This window comes from Ferriphaselus sp. R-1 (assembly GCF_000746095.1).
Lineage (GTDB): Bacteria > Pseudomonadota > Gammaproteobacteria > Burkholderiales > Gallionellaceae > Ferriphaselus.
Map to the genome: position 1 here is coordinate 357,545 of NZ_JQKP01000001.1, position 20,891 is coordinate 378,435.

24 protein-coding genes and 1 tRNA gene are annotated in these 20,891 nt (G+C 61.5%); 20 read left to right on the plus strand and 5 right to left on the minus strand.

Annotated features, from left to right (window positions below):
* The 9 genes from DM08_RS01945 to DM08_RS01985 all read left to right on the plus strand — a co-directional run bounded on the left by DM08_RS01945 (position 1) and on the right by DM08_RS01985 (position 6,582).
* Complete coding sequence (locus tag DM08_RS01945; RefSeq protein WP_081908723.1) at positions 1–696, plus strand: DUF599 domain-containing protein; 696 nt, start codon at positions 1–3, stop codon at positions 694–696.
* Positions 697–1,024: 328 nt separating this feature from the next.
* Positions 1,025–1,216, plus strand: a complete 192-nt coding sequence (locus tag DM08_RS01950) for a hypothetical protein (RefSeq protein WP_035382902.1) — start codon at positions 1,025–1,027, stop codon at positions 1,214–1,216.
* The gene (locus DM08_RS12970; RefSeq protein ID WP_161780247.1) at positions 1,195–1,524 is read left to right on the plus strand and encodes a hypothetical protein; all 330 of its coding nucleotides are present in this window, start codon (positions 1,195–1,197) and stop codon (positions 1,522–1,524) included. The genes DM08_RS01950 and DM08_RS12970 overlap by 22 nt, the downstream gene beginning before the upstream one ends.
* Before the next feature lie 91 nt (positions 1,525–1,615).
* Positions 1,616–2,512, plus strand: coding sequence for a 5'-nucleotidase (locus DM08_RS01960; RefSeq protein ID WP_035382904.1), 897 nt, complete (start codon positions 1,616–1,618; stop codon positions 2,510–2,512).
* A 78-nt stretch (positions 2,513–2,590) separates the two neighbouring features.
* Entirely contained in the window at positions 2,591–3,751 is a 1,161-nt protein-coding gene (locus DM08_RS01965; protein ID WP_035382905.1) for an MFS transporter, read from the plus strand.
* Positions 3,752–3,832: 81 nt separating this feature from the next.
* Positions 3,833–4,573, plus strand: a complete 741-nt coding sequence (locus tag DM08_RS01970; protein ID WP_343282953.1) for a class I SAM-dependent methyltransferase — start codon at positions 3,833–3,835, stop codon at positions 4,571–4,573.
* Entirely contained in the window at positions 4,566–5,015 is a 450-nt protein-coding gene (gene rnhA, locus DM08_RS01975; RefSeq protein WP_035382906.1) for a ribonuclease HI, read from the plus strand. The genes DM08_RS01970 and rnhA overlap by 8 nt, the downstream gene beginning before the upstream one ends.
* Positions 5,012–5,722 carry a DNA polymerase III subunit epsilon gene (gene dnaQ, locus DM08_RS01980; protein WP_035382907.1) on the plus strand — a complete coding sequence of 237 codons (711 nt, stop codon included), beginning with the start codon at positions 5,012–5,014 and terminating at the stop codon, positions 5,720–5,722. Before rnhA ends, dnaQ begins: the two co-directional genes overlap by 4 nt.
* Positions 5,719–6,582, plus strand: a complete 864-nt coding sequence (locus DM08_RS01985) for an alpha/beta hydrolase (protein WP_035382908.1) — start codon at positions 5,719–5,721, stop codon at positions 6,580–6,582. Before dnaQ ends, DM08_RS01985 begins: the two co-directional genes overlap by 4 nt.
* Positions 6,583–6,584: 2 nt before the next feature.
* Here the strand turns inward: DM08_RS01985 and DM08_RS01990 are convergent, their stop codons facing one another.
* The 4 genes from DM08_RS01990 to DM08_RS12975 all read right to left on the minus strand — a co-directional run bounded on the left by DM08_RS01990 (position 6,585) and on the right by DM08_RS12975 (position 10,229).
* A complete protein-coding gene (locus DM08_RS01990) occupies positions 6,585–7,424 on the minus strand; it encodes an HlyC/CorC family transporter (RefSeq protein ID WP_035382909.1) in 840 nt (279 codons plus the stop codon).
* Between the two features lie 7 nt (positions 7,425–7,431).
* On the minus strand, positions 7,432–7,872 hold the full coding sequence (ybeY, locus tag DM08_RS01995; protein ID WP_035382910.1) for an rRNA maturation RNase YbeY: 441 nt from the start codon (positions 7,870–7,872) through the stop codon (positions 7,432–7,434).
* A 351-nt stretch (positions 7,873–8,223) separates the two neighbouring features.
* A complete protein-coding gene (gene miaB / locus DM08_RS02000) occupies positions 8,224–9,555 on the minus strand; it encodes a tRNA (N6-isopentenyl adenosine(37)-C2)-methylthiotransferase MiaB (protein ID WP_035382911.1) in 1,332 nt (443 codons plus the stop codon).
* 248 nt (positions 9,556–9,803) lie between these two features.
* Positions 9,804–10,229, minus strand: coding sequence for a hypothetical protein (locus tag DM08_RS12975; RefSeq protein ID WP_161780248.1), 426 nt, complete (start codon positions 10,227–10,229; stop codon positions 9,804–9,806).
* A gap of 41 nt (positions 10,230–10,270) precedes the next feature.
* On the opposite strand from DM08_RS12975, the gene DM08_RS02005 reads away from it, so the two are divergent.
* Together DM08_RS02005 and DM08_RS12770 are read left to right on the plus strand one after the other, a co-directional pair.
* Positions 10,271–10,813: a cytochrome b gene (locus DM08_RS02005; protein WP_035382912.1), complete on the plus strand. Its 543-nt coding sequence runs from the start codon at positions 10,271–10,273 to the stop codon at positions 10,811–10,813.
* Positions 10,814–10,886: 73 nt separating this feature from the next.
* Entirely contained in the window at positions 10,887–11,096 is a 210-nt protein-coding gene (locus DM08_RS12770; protein ID WP_152555756.1) for a hypothetical protein, read from the plus strand.
* A 335-nt stretch (positions 11,097–11,431) separates the two neighbouring features.
* On the opposite strand, the gene DM08_RS02010 is transcribed toward DM08_RS12770, so the two are convergent.
* Positions 11,432–11,516, minus strand: a tRNA-Leu gene (locus DM08_RS02010).
* 51 nt (positions 11,517–11,567) lie between these two features.
* Between DM08_RS02010 and rnr the strand changes: the two genes are divergently transcribed.
* The 9 genes from rnr (at position 11,568) to DM08_RS02055 (ending at position 20,853) form a co-directional block, all read left to right on the plus strand.
* Positions 11,568–13,820: a ribonuclease R gene (gene rnr, locus DM08_RS02015; protein WP_051937728.1), complete on the plus strand. Its 2,253-nt coding sequence runs from the start codon at positions 11,568–11,570 to the stop codon at positions 13,818–13,820.
* Positions 13,820–14,560 (plus strand): 23S rRNA (guanosine(2251)-2'-O)-methyltransferase RlmB, encoded by a 741-nt coding sequence (rlmB, locus tag DM08_RS02020; RefSeq protein ID WP_035382913.1) that lies wholly within the window; start codon positions 13,820–13,822, stop codon positions 14,558–14,560. The genes rnr and rlmB overlap by 1 nt, the downstream gene beginning before the upstream one ends.
* A 127-nt stretch (positions 14,561–14,687) precedes the next feature.
* Positions 14,688–14,918: an RNA chaperone Hfq gene (gene hfq, locus DM08_RS02025; protein WP_035382914.1), complete on the plus strand. Its 231-nt coding sequence runs from the start codon at positions 14,688–14,690 to the stop codon at positions 14,916–14,918.
* Entirely contained in the window at positions 14,918–16,099 is a 1,182-nt protein-coding gene (gene hflX, locus DM08_RS02030; protein ID WP_035382915.1) for a GTPase HflX, read from the plus strand. Before hfq ends, hflX begins: the two co-directional genes overlap by 1 nt.
* Positions 16,090–17,280 (plus strand): FtsH protease activity modulator HflK, encoded by a 1,191-nt coding sequence (hflK, locus tag DM08_RS02035; protein ID WP_035382916.1) that lies wholly within the window; start codon positions 16,090–16,092, stop codon positions 17,278–17,280. Before hflX ends, hflK begins: the two co-directional genes overlap by 10 nt.
* Positions 17,281–18,177 (plus strand): protease modulator HflC, encoded by an 897-nt coding sequence (gene hflC / locus DM08_RS02040; protein ID WP_035382917.1) that lies wholly within the window; start codon positions 17,281–17,283, stop codon positions 18,175–18,177.
* Entirely contained in the window at positions 18,178–18,363 is a 186-nt protein-coding gene (locus DM08_RS02045) for a DUF2065 domain-containing protein (RefSeq protein ID WP_035382918.1), read from the plus strand.
* 4 nt (positions 18,364–18,367) lie between these two features.
* Positions 18,368–19,537, plus strand: coding sequence for an ATP phosphoribosyltransferase regulatory subunit (locus tag DM08_RS02050; RefSeq protein WP_035382919.1), 1,170 nt, complete (start codon positions 18,368–18,370; stop codon positions 19,535–19,537).
* Between the two features lie 2 nt (positions 19,538–19,539).
* Positions 19,540–20,853 (plus strand): adenylosuccinate synthase, encoded by a 1,314-nt coding sequence (locus DM08_RS02055; RefSeq protein ID WP_035383056.1) that lies wholly within the window; start codon positions 19,540–19,542, stop codon positions 20,851–20,853.
* Positions 20,854–20,891: the final 38 nt, after the last annotated feature.

The following is a 20,891-nucleotide window of genomic DNA, read 5'->3' on the forward strand; positions in this document are numbered from 1 at the left end:
ATGGTGAATGTGTCTGAGACCCCTGGCTGGAGTTCGATGTTTCTTGCCGACATCGCCAGTTTTCTGCTGTCGGTACTCATGCTGGTGGGCTACCACCTCTATCTGCGCAGCAAGGTCAGGAAGAATCCCTCCTACACCATTCAGGCCCTGAACAGGATCGCCCGGGCGATGTGGGTGGAAACCATGATGAGCTCGGGCAAGCCGGACGTGATCTCCATCCAGACCCTGCGCAACTCCACGATGGCGGCCACGTTCCTGGCATCGACTGCCGTGCTGTTCATCATGGGAGTGCTGACCCTGAGCGCACAAACACAGGCCAACACCTGGCAAGTGCTGAACACCTACGGTGCGAACCATAACGAGCTATGGATCTTCAAACTGATCCTGCTGCTGATCGACCTGTTCGTCGCCTTCTTCAGCTTTTCCATGGCCATCCGGATATTCAACCATGTCGGCTACCTGATCAACGTACCTCTGGGGTTGGAGCACAAGTCCATGACGGCGCAGCATGTGGCCGTCTACCTGAACACCGCAGGCAAGCACTACAGCATCGGCATGCGCACTTATTACTACTGCGTGCCGCTGGTGTTCTGGCTGTTCGGCCCACTTTTCATGGTATTGGCCACGGCGGTGCTGATCCCCCTGCTATACAAGCACGACCGCGCACCCAAAGTCCTGGCGGACGACTTCAGCTGACCATGCCGACTGCCACGGTTGCTGACTCCGGCTTGCTTGCGTCACCACTGAATCCGTGAGAAATCCAACCCGCTTGCGCATTGACACCCCGCGCATCCATCCCCTAAAGTTCGCCCCATTGCAACTCTGCACAACGCACATCGCGCCGCATGAACGGCGCGGGGCACACTGAAGAGACCCCAGGCAGGAGGCTGGCGCAAGACAGAGCCCATATAGCGGGCGAGGCCAGCACACAACTGTATGAAGGGGAACCACTTGTCTCAACGGCCAGCCAGCAAACATATACCCTCTCCCTTGCAGGGAGAGGGTTAGGGAGAGGGTATAAACCATGAGTACCAATCCCCTCTCCGCCACCGAACCCGGGAACCTCGTCGCCGACGGCTATGCCGAGACGACCATGGTCGTGTTCGAACAACTCGCCGATGCGGTTTATGGGAATACCGTGGTCCCCGATTGTCGGTCCCCGCTATCATTTAGGTATTCGGATCTGGAAAAGATATGGAAAATAGGCGCGGTGTAATTCTTATGCGGTGTTTATTGGGTACAGCCTCCGCTCCCCTAATAATTACAATACGGGGGCTGTGGATTGAAGGGGTACTTTTGCAAACACTCTGTTTCGGACTTTTGCTGGTGTATCTACACTTTTTCCCTAAAATTGTTCAGTATAAACAACAGTACATTCTTTCTCTGGTGGTTGGGTTGGTGCTCAGCGTGCTTGCGTATGTATTTCCCGATTTGGACATATTGCTTGCAGTTGTTTACATTGCTACCGTGGTAATTCTTGTTATTCCGATTTCCAATGAGTTGGGGCAGATGTTGTCTGAATAAAATTTTGTCTGCTTTGCAGGATGTGTTTTGTGGCTGGGCACCGGCTTTCGCCGGTGCGACGATTCATTCAGCATTTCCCTAATGGTCAGACATGAATAGTCAACTCACCGTAGCCATTTCTTCCCGCGCCTTGTTCAACCTGGACGAGAGCCATGCCGTGTTCGAGAACGAGGGGGTGGAAGCGTATTGCCGTTATCAGGTGGCGCATGAGGATAGCCCGCTCGCTCCGGGCGTGGCGTTCGGGTTGGTGCGCAAGTTGCTGGCATTGAACGCGGGTGACCCGGCGCGTCCGCGTGTGGAGGTGATTCTGCTCTCGCGCAACAGTGCGGACACCGGGCTGCGCATCTTCAATTCCATCCGCCATCACGGGCTGGACATCAGCCGGGCGGCGTTCACGCGCGGGGAGAGCACGCATCCGTATATCTCGGCGTTCGGGGCGCATCTGTTCTTGTCGGCGGAGCCGGGGGATGTGCGCCGTGCGCTGGAGGCGGGGTTCGCGGCGGCGACCATTCTGCCGTCGGCGCAGCCGCTGGCGGGCGGCGAGGAGTCGCAGTTGCGCATCGCTTTCGACGGCGACGCGGTGCTGTTCTCGGACGAGTCGGAGCGCATCTACAAGCAGTCCGGGCTGGATGCCTTCGAGAGCAACGAGCAGGCGGCGGCGCACCAGCCCTTGCCGGGCGGGCCGTTCAAGGAATTCCTCGCCATGCTGCACCAGATCCAGCTCGACTATCCGCCGGAGCAATCGCCCATCCGCACCGCGCTCATCACCGCGCGTGGCGCACCGGCGCACGAGCGCGTCATCCGCACCCTGCGTGCCTGGAACATCCGCATCGACGAAGCGCTGTTCCTGGGCGGCATGGACAAGGGCGCGTTCCTCAAGGCCTTCGGCGCGGACATCTTCTTCGACGACCAGACCAAGCATTGCGAATCGGCGCGCCAGCACGTCGCCACCGGCCATGTGCCGCACGGCGTGGCGAACGAGGGCTGAGGCGGGCGGCGGGCGGTGTAGAATGCGCGCCGTGCGGCCTGTCTGCTGGCCGCGCTACCTTTTTCCGAACCCGGCCCCGTGAATACGCAAACGAACTACCACTGGCGCATCGCCGGTTTCTATTTCTTCTATTTCGCGTTCGTCGGCATGTTCGCGCCGTATTGGGCGCTGTACCTCAAATCGCTGAGTTTCGGCGTGGTCGAGATCGGCATCCTGATGTCGGTGCAGCCGGTGATGCGCATGGTCGCGCCCAGTCTGTGGGGCTGGCTGGCCGACCACACCGGCGATCGCTTGCGGGTGGTGAAGCTGGCCGCCGGGCTGAGTGCGTTGGCGTATTGCGCGGTGTTCTTCGTGACGCAGTTCTGGGGCATGATGCTGGCGCTGGCGGCGATGAGCTTCTTCTGGAGCGCGTCCATGCCGCTGGTGGAGGCGACCACGCTGAGCTATCTTGGCAAGCGTTCGGCGCATTACGGGCGGCTGCGCTCCTGGGGCTCGGTCGGCTTCATCGTGGCTGTGGCGGGGCTGGGTTACGCGCTGGATTACATCGACATCCGCTGGCTGCTGTGGGTGGGGCTGGTCATCATGCTCGGCATCTTCCTGTTCGCCCGGCTGATCCCGCCCACCGCGACGGAAGCGCATCACAGCGACGACCAGCCGGTGTGGAGCATCGTCAAGCAGCCGCAAGTGCTGGCGCTGTTCGGTGCCTGCTTTTTGATGGCTTTGGCGCACGGGCCGTATTACACCTTTTACACCCTCTATCTGGTCGAGCATGGTTACAGCAAGGGCGCGGTCGGCGGGTTGTGGGCGCTGGGCGTGATCTGCGAGATCGGCGTGTTCTTCCTGATGCCGTGGTTGCTGCGCCACGCCACCTTGCCGGGGATACTCACAGTGAGTCTGGCCCTGGCAGTGGCGCGCTTCCTGCTGATAGGCTGGTGCGTCGATTCCCTGGCGCTGGTGCTGCTGGCGCAGGTGTTGCACGCCGCGACCTTCGGCGCATTCCACGCGGCGGCGGTGGCGCTGGTACATCACTTCTTCCGGGGGCGACACCAGTCGCGCGGACAGGCCTTGTTCGGCAGCTTCACTTACGGCGCGGGCGGCACGCTGGGCGGGCTGGTCAGCGGCCCGTTGTGGCAGCATTGGGGCGCGTCGCTGATGTATTCGATGAGCGCACTGATGGCGCTGCTGGGCGTGATGCTGATGCTGTGGAAGTTGCGCGCGGTGACGACGGCGGAGCGCTAAGGGCCGCCGCTGGTCGGCTTGCTGTGCGCCCCGCCCGCCAAAAGCGGGCATAATGTGCGCCATTGATTTCCGGAGCGGGACGTGACCGTGATTGCTACCTCGTTGGGCGATTGGCTGGCAACGCCGCAGGGCCGATACCTGCTGGCGCGCGAGCAAGCGCTGTTCGATCAGGCGGTGGCCGACATCTTCGGTTTCAATGCGGTGCAGCTGGGTTTGCCGCAACACGACTTGCTGCGCGGCAGCCGCATCCCCTTGCGCGTGCAGGCGGCGGACGAGGCGGGCGCGCAACTACGGCTGCTGCCGCAGGAGCTGCCGCTGGAAGCCGACAGCCTCGACTTGCTGTTGTTACCGCACATACTGGAGTTCAACGACGACCCGCACCAGATCTTGCGCGAGGTCGAGCGGGTGCTGCGGCCCGAAGGCGAACTCATCCTCAGCGGCTTCAATCCGCGCAGCCTGTGGGGCGTGCGCCGCGCCTTGGGCTGCCGCGACGGTTATCCGTGGTGCGGCCAGTTCATCGCGCTGACCCGGCTGAAGGACTGGCTGGCGCTGCTCGGTTTCGAGGTGACCGGCGTGCGTTTCGCCTGCTATGCGCCGCCGTTCGCCAGCGCGCAGTGGCTGGAGCGTTTCCATTTCATGGAGCCGCCGGGCGACCGCTGGTGGGCGGTGAGCGGCGGCGTATATTTTCTGCAAGCGAAGAAGCGCGTTCCCGGCATGCGTTTGATCAAACCGCGCTGGAACGAGGGGCTGGTCGGCAAGTTGCTGCCGGTAGCGCCCAAACTGAATCGCGATGTGACCCAAAAAATACAAAAAGATGACTGAAGAAATCGTAGAAATATTTACTGATGGCGCGTGCAAGGGCAATCCCGGCATCGGCGGCTGGGGCGCGCTGCTGCGCATGGCGGGCAAGGAGCGCGAGTTGTGTGGCGGCGAGCGCCATACCACCAATAATCGCATGGAACTGATGGGTGCCATCTCGGCGCTGGCGGCGCTCAAGCGCCCCTGTCGCGTGCGTCTGCACACCGATTCGAAATACGTGCAGCAGGGCATCAGCGAGTGGGTGGTGAACTGGAAGAAGCGCGGCTGGAAGACCGCCGACAAGAAGCCGGTGAAGAACGAAGACCTGTGGCGGCGGCTGGATGAGCTGGCGGCGCAGCATCAGATCGAATGGCTGTGGGTGAAGGGGCACGCCGGGCATGACGGCAACGAGCGCGCCGACCAGCTGGCCAATCGCGGCATCGAAGAACTGGGGAGGGGCGCATGAGACAGATCGTACTGGATACCGAGACCACCGGACTTTACCCGGATCGCGGCGACCGCATCGTCGAGATCGCGGCCATCGAACTGTGTGACCGTGTGGTCACCGACCGACGCTTCCACCGCTACATCAATCCCGAGCGCGACGTGCCGGAAGAGGCGGCGCGCGTGCACGGGCTGACCTGGGAGCGCTTGCAGGACGAGCCGCTGTTCGCCGACATCGCGCCGTCGTTGCTGGAATTCATCCGTGGGGCCGAGATCATTGCCCACAACGCGCCGTTCGACGTGGGCTTCATCAACAGCGAGTTCGCCCGGCTCGGCCTGGGCAAGGTCACCGACCACTGCCCCAGCGTGATCGACACACTCAAGCTGGCCAAGGAGCTGCATCCGGGCAAGAAGAACAATCTGGACGCGCTGTGCGACCGCTATTTCGTCGACAACTCGCACCGCACCTTGCACGGCGCGCTGTTGGACACCGAGCTGCTGGGCGAAGTCTATCTGGCGATGACGCGCGGGCAGGATAGTCTGCTGGGCGAGGAGGAGACGGGCGGCGGCTCTGTGCGAGTGGAGATGGAGGAGGGCGCTCCTCGCATCCCGGTGCGTGTCTTGCGTGCGTCGGATGAAGACGAGGCCTTGCATCGGCAGCAGCTGGCCGATATCGACAAGGCCAGCAAGGGCAAGTGCCTGTGGTTACAACTGGAGGTGCAATCATGATTGCGACGGCGGTCCGGGGTGTGCTGCGCTGGCTGGCTTCGTTCGGCCTGTTGCTGGCTTTGTTATACGCTGCCGTGGTGGGCTATTTCTGGGTGGAGCAGCGCCACTTGATTTTTGAGCCGGAGCATACTTTGCTGACCACGCCCGCCCGCAACGGCCTGAAATATGAGGAGGTGCACATCCCCTCGGGCGCGGGGGCGGAGCAGGGAGAGCTGATGAACTGGTGGGTGCCGGCGGACAACCCGCATGCCCCCACTATCCTGTATCTGCACGGCACTTTCCGCAACATCAGCCTGCGTCCGGATGTGATATTGCGGTTGCACGAGCTGGGTTATAACCAGCTGCTGGTCGACTATCGTGGTTACGGCCACAGCACCGGCGGCTGGCCTTCCGAAAGCAAGGTGTATGAAGATGCCGAGACGGCGTGGAATTGGCTGGTCCGGCAGCGCCATGTCGCACCTGGCCGCACCTTTATCTACGGCCATTCGCTGGGCGGCGCGATCGCCACCGAGCTGGCGGTGCATCATCCCGAGGCGGCGGGGCTGGTGATCGAGAGTTCGTTCACCTCGATGGCGGACATGGGGGAGTTGGAGCACGGGTATCTGCCGGTGCGCCGGGTCCTCAATCAGAAGTTCGATACGGTGAGCAAGATCGGCCAGTTGAAGATCCCGCTGCTGATCATCCACGGCAGCAACGACAGCAAGATCCCCAGAGAAATGGCTCAGGCGCTATATGACCACGCGCCCAAGCCCAAGAGCATCGCCTTCATCGTCGGGGCGGAGCACAGCAACATCCCCAACTTCGCCTGGCTGGAATATCGCACGGCACTGGACACCTTCGTGCGCAAGTACGCGCGCTAAGGTCAGGCAGCGCTGGTGTCGGGCGTGCGCTCGGCCTGTAGCAGATGGACGCGGCGGCTATCGCCCCGCAACACGGTGAACTCCAGGCCGCCCAGCGATACGCGCTCGCCTCGCCGGGGGAGTTTGCCGAAGGCCTGAACCACCAGTCCGCCCACGGTATCGCACTCTTCGTCGCTGAAACTGCTGCCGGTGGCCTCGTTGAAATCCGCGATCTCGGTGGCCGCCTTGACCCGCCAGGCATCCGAGCCGTTGGCGATGATGTTGTCCTCGTCCTCGTCGAAGTCGTATTCGTCCTCGATGTCACCCACGATCTGCTCCAGCACGTCCTCGATGGTCACCATGCCGGACACTCCACCGTATTCATCGACCACCAGAGCGATATGGTTGCGGTTGCTGCGGAACTCGCGCAGCAGCACGTTGAGGCGCTTGGATTCCGGCACGAACACCGCCGGGCGCAGCATGTCGCGCACCTCGAACCCTTCGCCCGCATAGATGCGCAGCAGATCCTTGGCCAGCAGGATGCCGACGATGTTGTCCTTGGCCCCGTCGATCACCGGAAAGCGCGAGTGCGCCGTCTCGATCACGTAGGGCAGGAACTGGTCCGGCGGCAGGCTGATGTCGATCACATCCATCTGCGCGCGCGGGATCATGATCTCGCGCACCGGGCGCTCCGATACCTGGATCACGCCTTCCATCATGGACAGCGCGTCGGCATCGAGCAGGTTGCGATCGTAAGCGTGGTTGAGGACTTCGATGAGCTGCTCGCGGTCTTCCGGTTCGCGTAGCAGCAGGGTGGACAAACGTTCAAGCCAGGTCGGCTTGTTACTCTCTGGGTCGTTCATTGCAAATTCATGGGGTTACGGCGTAGGGCGCAGGATAACCCATTTTCAGCATCAACGCAGTCTCGCGTGCTTCCATCTCGGTTGCATCTTCGTCGTGGTCATGGTCATAGCCTTGCAGATGCAGTGCCGCATGCAGCGCCAGATGCGCGTAATGCGCTTCCAGCGATTTGCCTTGCTCCGCAGCTTCTTTTTCCACCACCGGCGCGCAGATCACCACATCGCCATACAGCGGCGAGCTGTCGTCATAGACGAACGTCAGCACATTGGTCGCGTAATCCTTGCCGCGATACGCCAGATTCAGCGCCCGCCCCTCGATCTCGTCCACGATACGCAACGCCACTTGCACATCCTGCTCCAGCGCCCGCTGAAACCAGCGGCGGAACTGCGGACGAGTCGGGATTTTGGCGGCATTGCTGGCGTATTGAACCGAGAGAGAGAGTTTGTGCATAAAGGCTTTCAGCCGGGATGGGGGACGAATTCTAGCAAACACGGGCAGGTGAGGGAGGGAAAGAAAAGGTTGTGCTACGTCCCGAATCTCACTTTCCGCAACTGCAGGCTGGGGTAAGTTGCGAACCCCAGCAGGGCCAGGCATGTTGCGAGAAAGCTAAGGTGCCGGGGCTCGTACCTGCCACAGTCTACCGGGCTGCGTGCACGATAATCTTGGGAGCTGGGTGTGAAGCCCGTTCGTCCTGAGCGTAGGCGGCAGCCGCCTACGTACTCAGGGCGAGTGCTGCTGAACCACGCCGGAAAAGTTGAGGGTGTATGCCCTTCGACAAGCTCAGGGCGAACGGGGCGCGCATTAAGCGGCTAACACCAGTTCGCCGCGCAGGGTGTGGGCCCAGACTTCGGTGATGTGGATGTCCACGAAGCGGCCTATCATGCCGGGCGATCCGGCGAAGTTGACCACCCGGTTGTTGTCGGTGCGGCCCGCCAGTTCGTGCTCATTCTTTTTGGACACGCCTTCGACCACCACGCGCTGCACCGTGCCGACCATGTTCTGGCTGATGGCGGCTTCCAGTTCGCTGATGCGCGCTTGCAGGCGGTGCAGCCGTGCGAGCTTGACCTCGGATGGTACTTCGTCCGGCATGTCGGCGGCGGGGGTGCCGGGGCGCGGGCTGTAGACGAAGCTGAAGCTGGCATCGAAGCCGACATCGTCGATCAGCTTCATGGTGGCTTCGAAATCGGCTTCGGTCTCGCCAGGGAAGCCGACGATGAAGTCGGAGGCGATGGAAATGTCCGGACGGGCGGCGCGCAGGCGGCGGATGACGGACTTGTATTCCAGCGCCGTGTAACCGCGCTTCATCGCCGCCAGGATGCGGTCGGAACCGGCTTGCACCGGCAGGTGCAAATGGCTGACCAACTTGGGCGTGGTGGCGTAGAGGTCGATCAGGCGCTGGTTCATCTCTTTGGGATGCGAGGTGGTGTAGCGGATGCGCTGCACGCCGGGCAGGGCGGCGATGGCCTGCACCAGATAGGCGAAGTCGGCGATGTCGCCGTCTTCCAACTCGCCGCGCCAGGCGTTCACGTTCTGTCCCAGCAGGGTGATCTCGCCCACGCCTTGTGCGGTCAGCGTCTCGATCTCGCGCGTCACGTCGGCGAACGGGCGGGAGACCTCGTCGCCTCGGGTGTAGGGCACGACGCAAAAGGTACAGTACTTGCTGCAGCCTTCCATGATGGCGACAAAGGCCGTTCCCGCAGTGGTCTGTGGGGCAGGCAGGTGGTCGAACTTCTCGATCTCGGGGAAGCTCACGTCCACCTGGGCGCGACCGCTGGCACGGCGCGCGGCGATGAGTTGCGGCAGGCGGTGCAGTGTTTGCGGGCCGAACACCACGTCCACATAGGGCGCGCGCTTGACGATGGAATCGCCCTCCTGGCTGGCCACGCAGCCGCCCACGCCGATGATGAGGTTGGGATTGGTGCGTTTGAGGTCGCGCACCCGACCGAGGTCGGAGAACACTTTCTCCTGCGCCTTTTCGCGCACCGAGCAGGTGTTGAACAGGATCACGTCGGCGTCATCCGGCGTGGCGGTGGGTTCCATGCCTTCGCAGGCGCGCAGCACGTCCGCCATCTTGTCCGAGTCGTACTCGTTCATCTGGCAGCCGTAGGTCTTGATATACAGTTTGTTCGTCACGGGAGAGGCTCGATCTGAGCGGCGCTCAAGGCGCACGGGGGAGGTATTAAACCCCGATAACCTTCAGGATGCAACGCCCGCAAATATGCGAGCGGGGGCCGGGCACTGGGCCGGTGATAGCGTAAGATGAGCGTGCTGGATCGCTATACCCGCACAAAATTAAAGGCTTATAAAAAATGTGACTATTTCCTGATAAATTTACTTATATAATAAAAAAAGAATCACTCAACTATTTCGGTGGTTGAGGTTTATATAACTAAAATCAGGGATAGAACTATGGCCATCATCGCTACAATTTCAGCTGCTGCAACTGTTTTGATCGCAGTCGGTTTTTCTGTTTTCATGATCTTTGAGTTGTTCAAGAGCAAATAAACGGCTCCGGGGCGGTTCTCGCCCCGCATCTTCTCTCCTGTTTCGATATGTCTGCGCTGGTTGCGCCGGGCTGGTTCGCCTATGAAAGATAGTTTGCCGCAGGGATGAATTATGCTAGGATTGCCTCCGGGTTTGGCTGTATCCGTTGTCAATTCAAGGAGGAGAGAAGAATGTCTATCGTTGCTACCGTTTCTGCTATCGGCACTGTGGTTATCGCTGTTGGTTTTGCCCTGTTCATGGTGAAAGAGACCCTGTCCAGCAAATAATACCGCAGTGAGCAGTACCTTGAAAAACTCCAGCAAGTCTGGAGTTTTTTGTTTATCAGGCTATCTCGGAGGTGTTTATGTGGCGTAACTCGATGACTCATTTCGGCTTGTTGGCGCGAGCGTTCCATTGGGGGATGACGCTGCTGATCATCGTCGTCCTGCTCGGAGTTGAGTTGCATGAGCTGTTCCCTAAGGGCTCCGCTGTGCGAGGGGCTTTCATGACCGCCCATTTTCAGGGCGGACTGTTGGTGTTCGCCTTGGTGTGGGTGCGTTTGCTGAATGTGCTCACTGATCGAGCTCCCATCATCGAGCCAGTCCTGACCGCCGGGAAGGAAAAGATGTCCGTGCTGGTCAAGTTCGGTCTGTACTTTTGCATGATCGCGCTTCCTCTGTTGGGGGTGCTCGACATGCAGGCTGCCGACAAACCTCTGACCTTCCTGGGGCTTTCCTTGCCTGTGCTGATCGGGGTGAATCCAACGATGGCGCACGACCTGAAGGAGCTGCATGAGACGGTGGGCAACTTCATGATCGGGCTGATCCTGTTGCATGTGGTGGCTGCTTTCTGGCATCACCTGGTGTTGCGCGACACTGCGTTGCAAAGGATGTTGCGTCCGCGTTGACCTAAGTTTTTGCTGACGGCTGCCGATACTTTGTTCAAGAGTGTCAAGTAATCAAAGCGGAAGGAGGTGTGCCGTGGCTATCGTCAGAATGGATATGGGCAGCTATGAAGTCGAGCGTGGTGCGGGATCACCTTGTGATCCACGTCCCTGCGAAATGATCACCGGGCGTTCGTTGTTGCTTAGGCAGGCCGAGTCGATCGAGTTTTATGGGTCGTTGCCGAGTTCGATGGTCGGCGTGGATGTCGAGAGTTTCTTGCGGCGGATGTCTCCCCATCAAGATTGATCGGCTGGAGGATGATGGATGCGGGCCGGTGCTGACCGGCCCGTTCTTTTGGCCGGTTCCCTGGTCAGGAGTTGGAGTGAAGACAATTAATCCGTTGGCCGGCGACATAAAGTGTTATTGTGCGCCCCGTCGCATGTCGTGACGTTCCGTGTAACCAGAGTAACCGAATGAGTCTCCCTCCTTACACTCGAAGCGGGTCCGCTTTGAATGCTGGCAAATTCCAAGTCGTGGTAAGTGGGTGTGCAGCCTGTGGCTGTCCTATCGGTGCGGCGGTACGTGGGGAGTGTTGTGCTAAAAACAAAAAAGGAACGTACGAATACGTTCCTTCTATTGTTTGGTGCCCAGAAGAGGACTCGAACCTCCACACCTTGCGGCACACGGACCTGAACCGTGCGCGTCTACCAATTCCGCCATCTGGGCAAGCAGCCTTGCTGAGGGCGCGAAATATAATTGTTTGAGGAATGACTGTCAATGACAAAGAAGAAAAAAAGTGTGCGTGAGCTGGATCCGTTTCTGGAGCGCGAGCGTGAGCAGTATGAGAACCCGTTGCCGAGCCGTGAATATATCCTGCAGATATTGAGCGATCAGGGTGCGCCGGTCGTCGAAGAGGCGCTGTACGAGCTGCTGCATATAGAGTTGAGCGAAGAGGCGCTGTTCTCGCGCCGTCTGCGAGCGATGGAGCGCGACGGCCAGATCATGCGCAACCGCCGCAATGCGATCTGCATGGTGGACAAGCTCGATCTGATCAAGGGCAAGGTACAGGGCCATCCCGATGGCTTCGGTTTCCTGGTGCCCGAAGACGGCAGCGGCGATCTGGTGCTGTCGGCCAAAGAGATGCACAAGGTGTTGCATGGCGATACGGTGATGGCGCGGGTGTCCGGCCAGGATCGCAAGGGTCGTCGCGAGGGCCATATCGTCGAGGTGCTGGAGCGCGGCAACAGCCGCGTGGTCGGTCGGTTGTACGAGGAGCATGGCATCCTGTTCGTGGTGGCGGAAAACCGTCGTATCTCGCAGGACATCCTGGTAGCACCGGGCGGGGCGGGCGAAGCCAAGGTCGGGCAGGGGGTGGGGCTGGAGATCGTGCAGCATCCGAACAAGCATGCTCAGCCCATCGGCCGCGTGGTCGAAGTGCTGGGCAATTACGCCGATCCCGGCATGGAGATCGAGATCGCCCTGCGCAAGCACGACTTGCCGCATGAGTTCCCGCACGCGGTCGAGAAGCAGGCCAAGGGCTTCAGCCAGACCGTGGTCGAATCCGACTGGGCCGGGCGCGAGGACATCCGTCATCTGCCACTGGTCACCATCGACGGCGAGACGGCGCGCGATTTTGACGATGCCGTGTACTGCGAGCCCAAGGGCAAGGGTTACCGGCTGGTGGTGGCCATCGCCGATGTCAGCCATTATGTGCAGCCGCACGACGCGCTGGACAAGGAAGCGCTGCTGCGCGGCAACTCGGTCTACTTCCCGCGTCGCGTCATCCCCATGCTGCCGGAAGAACTGTCCAACGGCCTGTGTTCGATCAATCCGCAGGTGGATCGCCTGTGCATGGTGTGCGATATGGAGATCACCGGCGCGGGCGAGATCCGCCGCTATCGTTTCTACCCTTCCGTGATGCACTCGCACGCCCGCCTGACCTACAACCAGGTCGCGGCGATGCTGGCGGAGCCGGAAGGTGACGAAGCACGGCAGTTTGCTACCGTGTTGCCCCACGTCCAGAACCTCTACGAATTGTTCCAGCGCTTGCTAACTGCGCGCGAGAAGCGCGGCGCGATCGACTTCGAGACCGTCGAGACGCAGATGGTGTTCACCGAGCAGGGCAAGATCGAGCGCATCGTGCCGGTGAAGCGTAACGACGCGCACCGCCTGATTGAGGAATGCATGCTGGCCGCCAACGTCTGCGCGGCGCGCTTCCTGGAGGAACACAAGCACCATGTGCTGTATCGCTGCCACCAAGGGCCGACACCGGAGAAGCTGACCGCGTTGCGCGAGTTCCTCGGTGAGTTCGGCTTGCAGTTGACTGGCGAAGATACGCCGCAGGCGGGCGACTATTCCAAGGTGCTCAAGCGCGTCAAGGGGCGCCCCGATGCGCCGCTGCTGCAAACCGTGATGTTGCGCTCCCTGCGTCAGGCGGTGTACGACCCCGAGAACGTCGGTCACTTCGGTTTGGGCTACGAGGCCTACGCGCACTTTACTTCGCCGATCCGCCGTTATCCCGATCTGCTGGTGCATCGCGCCATCAAGGCGGTGTTGCACAAGAAGCAATACCAGCCCGGGCAGGCCTGGGAGGCGCTGGGCGAACATTGTTCGATGACCGAACGCCGCGCCGACGATGCCACCCGCGACGTGGAAGCCTGGCTGAAGTGTTTCTACATGCGAGATCACTTGGGCAGCGTGTTCCCCGGCACCATCTCGTCCGTTACCGGCTTCGGCCTGTTCGTGTCGCTGGACGACATCTACACCGAGGGGCTGGTGCACGTCTCCGAGTTGGGCGAGGACTATTTCCATTTCGATGCCGCCCGTCACCAGATGCTGGGCGAGCGCAGCGGCCAGCGTTACCGTCTGGGCGACCGCGTGCGCGTGCGCGTGGTGCGTGTGGACATGGAAAGCCTGCGCATCGACTTCGTGCTGGATGGCGCACCGCTGCGCTACGGCAACCCCGACCGCGCTGACGCACCCGCGCCCAAAACCGCCAGCAAACCTGCCGCCAAGAAGAGGAAGAAATAATGGCCGACCTGAGACTGATCCACGGCTTCCATGCCGTCACCGCGCGTTTGCGACAGCGCGCCGACAGTATCCACGAGATCTACGTGCAATCCGAACGCCGCGACCAGCGCGCGCGCGACCTGCTCAAGCAGGCCGAGCAGCAGGGCGTGCGCGTCATCATGGTCGATGCCAAGCGCCTGGATGGACTGGCGGGCGGCAATCGCCACCAGGGGGTCGCTGCCCGCGTCGATGCCAGCCAGCGCGTTCAGCATCTCGAAGACGTGCTTGATACGCTGGAGGAAGCGCCGCTGCTGCTGGTGCTGGACGGCGTGACCGACCCGCACAATCTCGGCGCGTGTCTGCGCAGTGCGGATGCCTTTGGTGTCCACGCCGTGATCGCGCCCAAGGATAGAGCAGTCGGCATCAACGCCACGGTGGAAAAGGTCGCCTGCGGCGCAGCCGAGACCGTGCCCTACATCACCGTCACCAACATTTCGCGCACCCTCAAGGAGTTGCAGGAGCGCGGCATCTGGGTAGTTGGTGCGGCAGGCGAGGCGACCACCAGCCTCAACGAGTTCCGTCACACCGGCCCGCTGGCCTGGGTGCTGGGAGCCGAGGGCGAAGGCCTGCGCCGCCTCACCCGCGAGACTTGCGATGAGTTGGTGAAGATACCGATGCTGGGCAGCGTCGAAAGCCTGAACGTCTCGGTGAGTACCGGCATCTGCCTGTTCGAGGCGCGGCGGCAGCGGGCGGCGGGTTGAGGCATCGGACCTGCTTACCACTGACCGTTTTCTCGTGGAAACTGTCTTGGGTGAGCGGGCTCCTCTTTCGGGATGGGGAAAAATCCAGTAGAGTGGCCTCCCCAAAAACAACAAAGCGAGTAGAACCATGAGCGCAAAAGGGCAACAGTTACAAGACCCGTTCCTGAACACGCTGCGCAAAGAGCATGTGCAGGTCGCCATCTACCTGGTGAACGGCATCAAGCTGCAGGGCCAGGTCGAGTCGTTCGATCAATACGTGGTGCTGCTTAAGAACACCGTGACCCAGATGGTCTACAAGCATGCGATCTCGACCATCGTTCCGGCGCGCGCGGTCACCATCCCCTACGACGCTGATTGATGTCGGCCAGTAAACCGGCCACGGAAGTGGCGGTTCTGGTCAGCCTGAATTTCGGCGAGCCGGATTACGCCGAGAGCCGCGAGGAGCTGCGCCTGCTGGCGGAAAGTGCTGGCGTGAACGTGTGTGCGATGGTCGAGGGGCGGCGCTATCGGCCCGATCCTTCGCTGTTCGCCGGCAGCGGCAAGGTCGACGAGATCGCCTCCATCGCCGAGCAGCACGAGGCCAGCGTCGTCATCTTCAACCACGATCTTTCCCCGGCGCAGATGCGCAATCTGACCGCGCGCATGAACATCCGCGTGATCGATCGCACCATGCTGATCCTCGACATCTTTGCCTTGCGGGCGAACAGCCACGAGGGCAAGGTGCAGGTCGAGCTGGCCCAGCTCAAATATCTTTCCACGCGTCTGGTCGGCCTGAATCAGGACATGGGGCAGCAGAAGTTCGCTGTGGGAGCGCGCGGTCCCGGCGAGACTCAGCTCGAACTGGACAGGCGCAAGCTGGCGCGGCGGGTCGAGCTGCTCAATGATCGGCTGAAGCAATTGAAGAAGCAGCGCGCCTTGCAGCGCCGCGCGCGGCAGCGCAACGCGGTGTTGTCGGTATCCATCGTCGGCTACACCAATGCCGGAAAGTCCACTATGTTCAACCGGCTGACCCAGGCGGGCGTGTACGCCGCCAATCAGCTGTTCGCCACGTTGGATACCACCTCGCGCCGCATCTGGCTGCCGGGGCAGGCGAGTGAAGAGGATGGGAGGGTAGTGGGTTCGCAAGTGGTGGTGTCGGACACGGTCGGCTTCATCCGTCACCTCCCGCACGGCCTGGTGGCGGCGTTCCGTGGCACGCTGGAAGAGACGGCGCAGGCCGATCTGTTGCTGCATGTGGTGGACATCAACAGCCCGGACCGCGACATCCAGATCGCCGAGGTGAACAAGGTGCTGGGCGAGATCGATGCCGACCAGATCCCGCAGGTGCTGGTGTTCAACAAGATCGATCTGGTAGGCTTGCCTGCCAGTGTCGAGCGGGACGAGTGTGGTAGAATCTGCCGCGTTTGCCTGAGCTCCAAGACGGGCGAAGGCATGGATGGATTGAGGCAGGCGCTGGTCGAGGCCAATGAGCAAAGTCAGGTGGCGCAATCGCGTCCGGTGGAAGAACCAACTCAGCAAGACGAGACGACATGGGATTGAACGACCCTCAGTGGGGAAACAAGAATAGCGGTGGTCCGCCCGATCTGGATGCGCTGGTGCGCAAGCTGAACGCCAAGCTGCAGGCGCTGCTGGATGGCCAGCGCGGTGGCGGCGCGGGCTCCGGTGGTGGCGGTGCGGCGATGAAGTTCGGCGGCGGATTGGGGCTGCTGGTTATCATCGGCCTGCTGATCTGGGTCGGCAGCGGTTTTTATATCGTGGATGCCAGCCAGCGCGGCATGGTGCTGCGTTTCGGCAAGTTCGTCGAAGCCACAGAGGCGGGCCCGCGCTGGCATCTGCCGTATCCGTTCGAGACCGTGGAGATCGTCAATGTGAGCCAGGTGCGCACGGTGGAGATCGGTTACCGCGAGAATGTGAAGAACAAGATGCTGGACGAATCGCTGATGCTGACCGATGACGAGAACATTATCGACATCCAGTTCGCCGTGCAGTACTACCTGAAAGACCCCGCCGATTATCTGTTCAACAATGCCGTGCCGGCCAATGGCGATGCGCAGGCCTTGGTCCGCCAGGCTGCCGAGACCGCCATCCGCGAAGTGGTCGGCAAGAGCAAGATGGACTTCGTGCTGTACGAAGGTCGTGAGCAAGTGGCCGCAGCGGCGACCAAACTGATGCAGGACATCTCCGATCGCTACAAGTCGGGCATCCTCATTAGCAAGGTGACGATGCAGAACGCGCAGCCGCCCGAGCAGGTGCAGGCGGCGTTCGACGACGCGGTGAAGGCCGGGCAGGATCGGGAGCGCCAGAAGAACGAAGGTCAGGCGTATGCCAACGACGTGGTGCCGCGCGCCAAGGGTGCCGCCGCTCGTCTGTTGCAGGAGTCCGAAGGTTACAAACAGGCGATGATCGCCAACGCCGAGGGTGATGCCAGCCGCTTCAAGCAGATCCTGGTGGAATACGAGAAGGCGCCGCAGGTGACCCGCGAACGGATGTACATCGACATGATGCAGCAAGTGATGAGCAGTACCAGCAAGGTGATGGTCGACCAGAAGAGCGGCAGCAATCTGCTCTATCTGCCCTTGGACAAACTGATGCAGGCGACCGCTGCCCCCGCATCTGCCGCCCCCGCCGAGGTGACCAAGGCCGCCGAATCGCAGCCGGTGCTGGATCCGGCGGCGCAGCGCACCCGTGAGACTTTGAGCCGTGACCGGGGAGGGCGCTAAATGAGCAAGCATCAGAACAACCTGTTGATGGCGCTGATCGGTGCCGTGCTGTTCCTAAGCTTGAGCATCTTCGTGGTGGATCAGCGGCAGACTGCCATCGTGTTCCAGCTGGGTGAGATGAAGAGTGTGAAGACCGCGCCCGGCCTGTATTTCAAGGTGCCGCTGGTGCAGAACGTGCGCTACTTCGATTCGCGCATCCTGACCATAGACACGCCCGAGCCTGAGCGTTTCATCACTGCCGAGAAGAAGAATGTGCTGGTGGATTCCTTCGTGAAATGGCGCATCGCCGACGTGAAGCAGTACTACATGAGCGTCAGCGGCGATGAGATGCGTGCCCAGACTCGCTTGATGCAGACGGTGAATGCCGCCATGCGCGAGGAGTTCGGCAAGCGCACCATCCATGAAGTGGTGTCGGGCGAGCGCGACGAGGTGATGAAGGTGCTGCGCGAGAAGACCAATGTCGATGCCGCCAAGATCGGCGTGCAGGTGCTGGACGTGCGTCTGAAGCGGGTGGATTTCCCGAACGAGATCAGCAACTCGATCTATAGCCGCATGGATGCCGAGCGCAAGCGCGTCGCCAACGAGCTGCGCGCCACCGGCAATGCCGAGAGCGAGAAGATTCGCGCCGATGCGGACCGTCAGCGCGAGGTGATCCTGGCCGAGGCCTATCGCGAAGCGCAGAAGACCAAGGGCGAGGGCGATGCCAAGGCGGCAGCCATCTACGGCGCGGCCTTCGGCAAGAATCCGGAGTTCTATTCCTTCTATCGCAGTCTGGAAGCCTACAAGCAGAGCTTCAAGGACAAGAGCGACGTGATGGTGGTTGATCCGAGTTCCGCCTTCTTCAAGTATCTGAAGAGTTCGGGCAAGGCGGCTGGTGGCGCACCCGCTGCCAAGTAGATGGGCGATTACTGGGTGGCCGGGCTGGCGCTGATGCTGGTCATGGAAGGGATGATGCCCTTTTTGTTCCCGGCGGCCTGGCGCGAGACGTTCCAGCGCCTGATCCAGTTGTCGGATGGCCAGTTGCGCTTCATGGGTATCACCTCCATGCTGTGCGGTTTGTTACTGCTTTATTTTGCAAAGTAAAAGAATGTCGAATTGGTTGTTGCCTGAATATATCCAGGACGTATTGCCGGACGAAGCGTGGTGCATCGAGCAGATGCGCGCGCGCATCCTTGAGCGCTTGCGCGTGTCTGGCTATCAGTTGGTGTCGCCACCCATGCTGGAGTACGTCGAGTCGCTGCTCATCAATAACAGTCGCGACATGGACCTGCGCACCTTCAAGCTGGTCGATCAGCTGAGTGGCCGGACCCTCGCGTTGCGCGCCGACATCACGCCGCAAGTGGCACGCATCGACGCGCACCTGCTCAATCGTCAGGGCGTGACCCGCCTGTGCTATGCCGGCAGCGTGCTGCACACCCAGCCGGTTGGCCTGTCGCGCAGCCGCGAGCTGTTGCAGATCGGTGCCGAGCTGTACGGCGTGGCTGGCCGCGAAGCCGATCTGGAGATCCAGCACTTGATGCTGGAGTTGCTCGATCTGCTGGGTATCGGCGGCGTGCATCTGGACTTGGGGCATGTCGGCGTGTTCCGCGCTTTGGTGCGCCACGCCGGGATCGGCGCGGAGCTGGAGACCACCCTGTTTGGCGTGTTGCAGCGCAAGGATGTGACCGAGCTGCGCGCGCTGTTGGCTGATTTGCCCGCCGACAAGCAAGCACCGCTGCTGGTGCTGCCTGAACTGTACGGCAAGGCGGATGACGTGCTGGCGCGTGCGCGCAAGTCGCTGCCCGCATTGCCCGAGATCAGTGCCGCACTGGATGCGCTGCAAGCGGCGGCGAACGCCGTCGGCACGTTGGCGCAGGAGGTTGCCATCGATCTGGCCGAACTGCGCGGCTACCACTATCACAGCGGCATGGTGTTCGCCGCTTACCACGCCGACAGCCATGATGCTATCGCGCTGGGCGGGCGTTACGATGACTTGGGCAAGGGCTTTGGCCGCGCCCGCGCTGCGACCGGCTTCAGCATGGACTTGCGCCAACTCTATCGTTTGTCGCTGCCGGTAAGTTCGGCCAGAGGTGTGTTGGCACCGAATCAGGACAGCGTTGAGCTGCAGGCCGTCATCGCTAGCCTGCGCGCGGCAGGTGAGATCGTGGTGATCGACCTGCTGGGAGCGGAAGCGCATCGCGCCGAATTGAATTGTGATCGTGAGCTGGTATTGCGTGACGGCTCATGGCTGATCGTCGAATTGAAAAACCAGGAATGAACATGGCTAAGAACGTAGTAGTGATCGGCACCCAGTGGGGCGATGAGGGCAAGGGTAAGGTGGTGGACTGGCTGACCGACCATGCCCAGGGCGTGGTGCGTTTCCAGGGTGGCCACAACGCCGGACACACGCTGGTCATCGGCGGCGAGAAGACCGTGCTGCACCTGATCCCGTCCGGCATCTTGCGTAGCCACGTGATGTGCTACATCGGCAACGGCGTGGTGCTGTCGCCCACGGCCCTGCTGAAGGAGATGGACAAGCTGGCCGAGGCGGGCATCAACGTTTACGAGCGCTTGCGCATCTCCGAAGCCTGCCCGCTGATCCTGCCCTACCACGAGGCGGTGGACAAGGCACGCGAGATCGCCAAGGGCGCAGCCAAGATCGGCACCACCGGACGCGGCATCGGCCCGGCTTATGAAGACAAGGTGGCGCGTCGCGCCATCCGCCTGCAAGACTTGTTCTTCCGCGAGCGTTTCGCTGCCAAACTGGGCGAAGTGCTGGATTACCACAACTTCGTGCTGAAGAATTACTTCAATGCCACCACGGTGGACTTCCAGCAGACGCTGGACGGCGCGCTGGCGCTGGCCGACCGCCTCAAGCCGCTGGTGATGGATGTGCCGCGTGCGCTGTACGAAGCCAACAAGGCCGGGCAGAACCTGCTGTTCGAAGGTGCGCAAGGCACGCTGCTGGACATCGATCACGGCACCTACCCGTTCGTCACCTCCAGCAACTGCATCTCCGGAGCGGCTTCGGCGGGCGCAGGCGTGGGCCCGCAGCAACTGCACTACGTGCTGGGCATCACCAAGGCCTACACCACCCGCGTCGGCTCCGGCCCGTTCCCCACCGAGCTGTACGATGCGGAAGAGAAGCGCGACCCGGTCGGTGAAGGTCTCGCCCGTCGTGGTCATGAGTTCGGCTCGACCACGGGCCGCGCCCGCCGCTGCGGCTGGTTTGATGCTGCCGCCCTGAAGCGCTCCATCCAGATCAACGGCGTGTCCGGCCTGTGCATCACCAAGCTGGACGTGATGGACGGTCTGGAAACCGTGCGCATCGGCATCGGCTACAACATCAACGGCCAGTTCAGCGACATCCTCCCCGCCGGGGCCGACGCGCTGGAAGGCTGCGAACCGGTGTACGAAGATATGCCCGGCTGGACCGAGTCCACCGTCGGCGTGAAAGACTACGCCGCGCTGCCCGCCGCCGCCCGCGCCTACCTGGAACGCATCGCCCATATCTGCGAAGTGCCGGTGGATATGGTTTCTACGGGTCCTGACCGCGACGAAACCATCGTCCTGCGTCACCCCTTCAAATCGTAATCTTTACGGGCGCTGTAGCTGTGATAGCGCCCGCAACC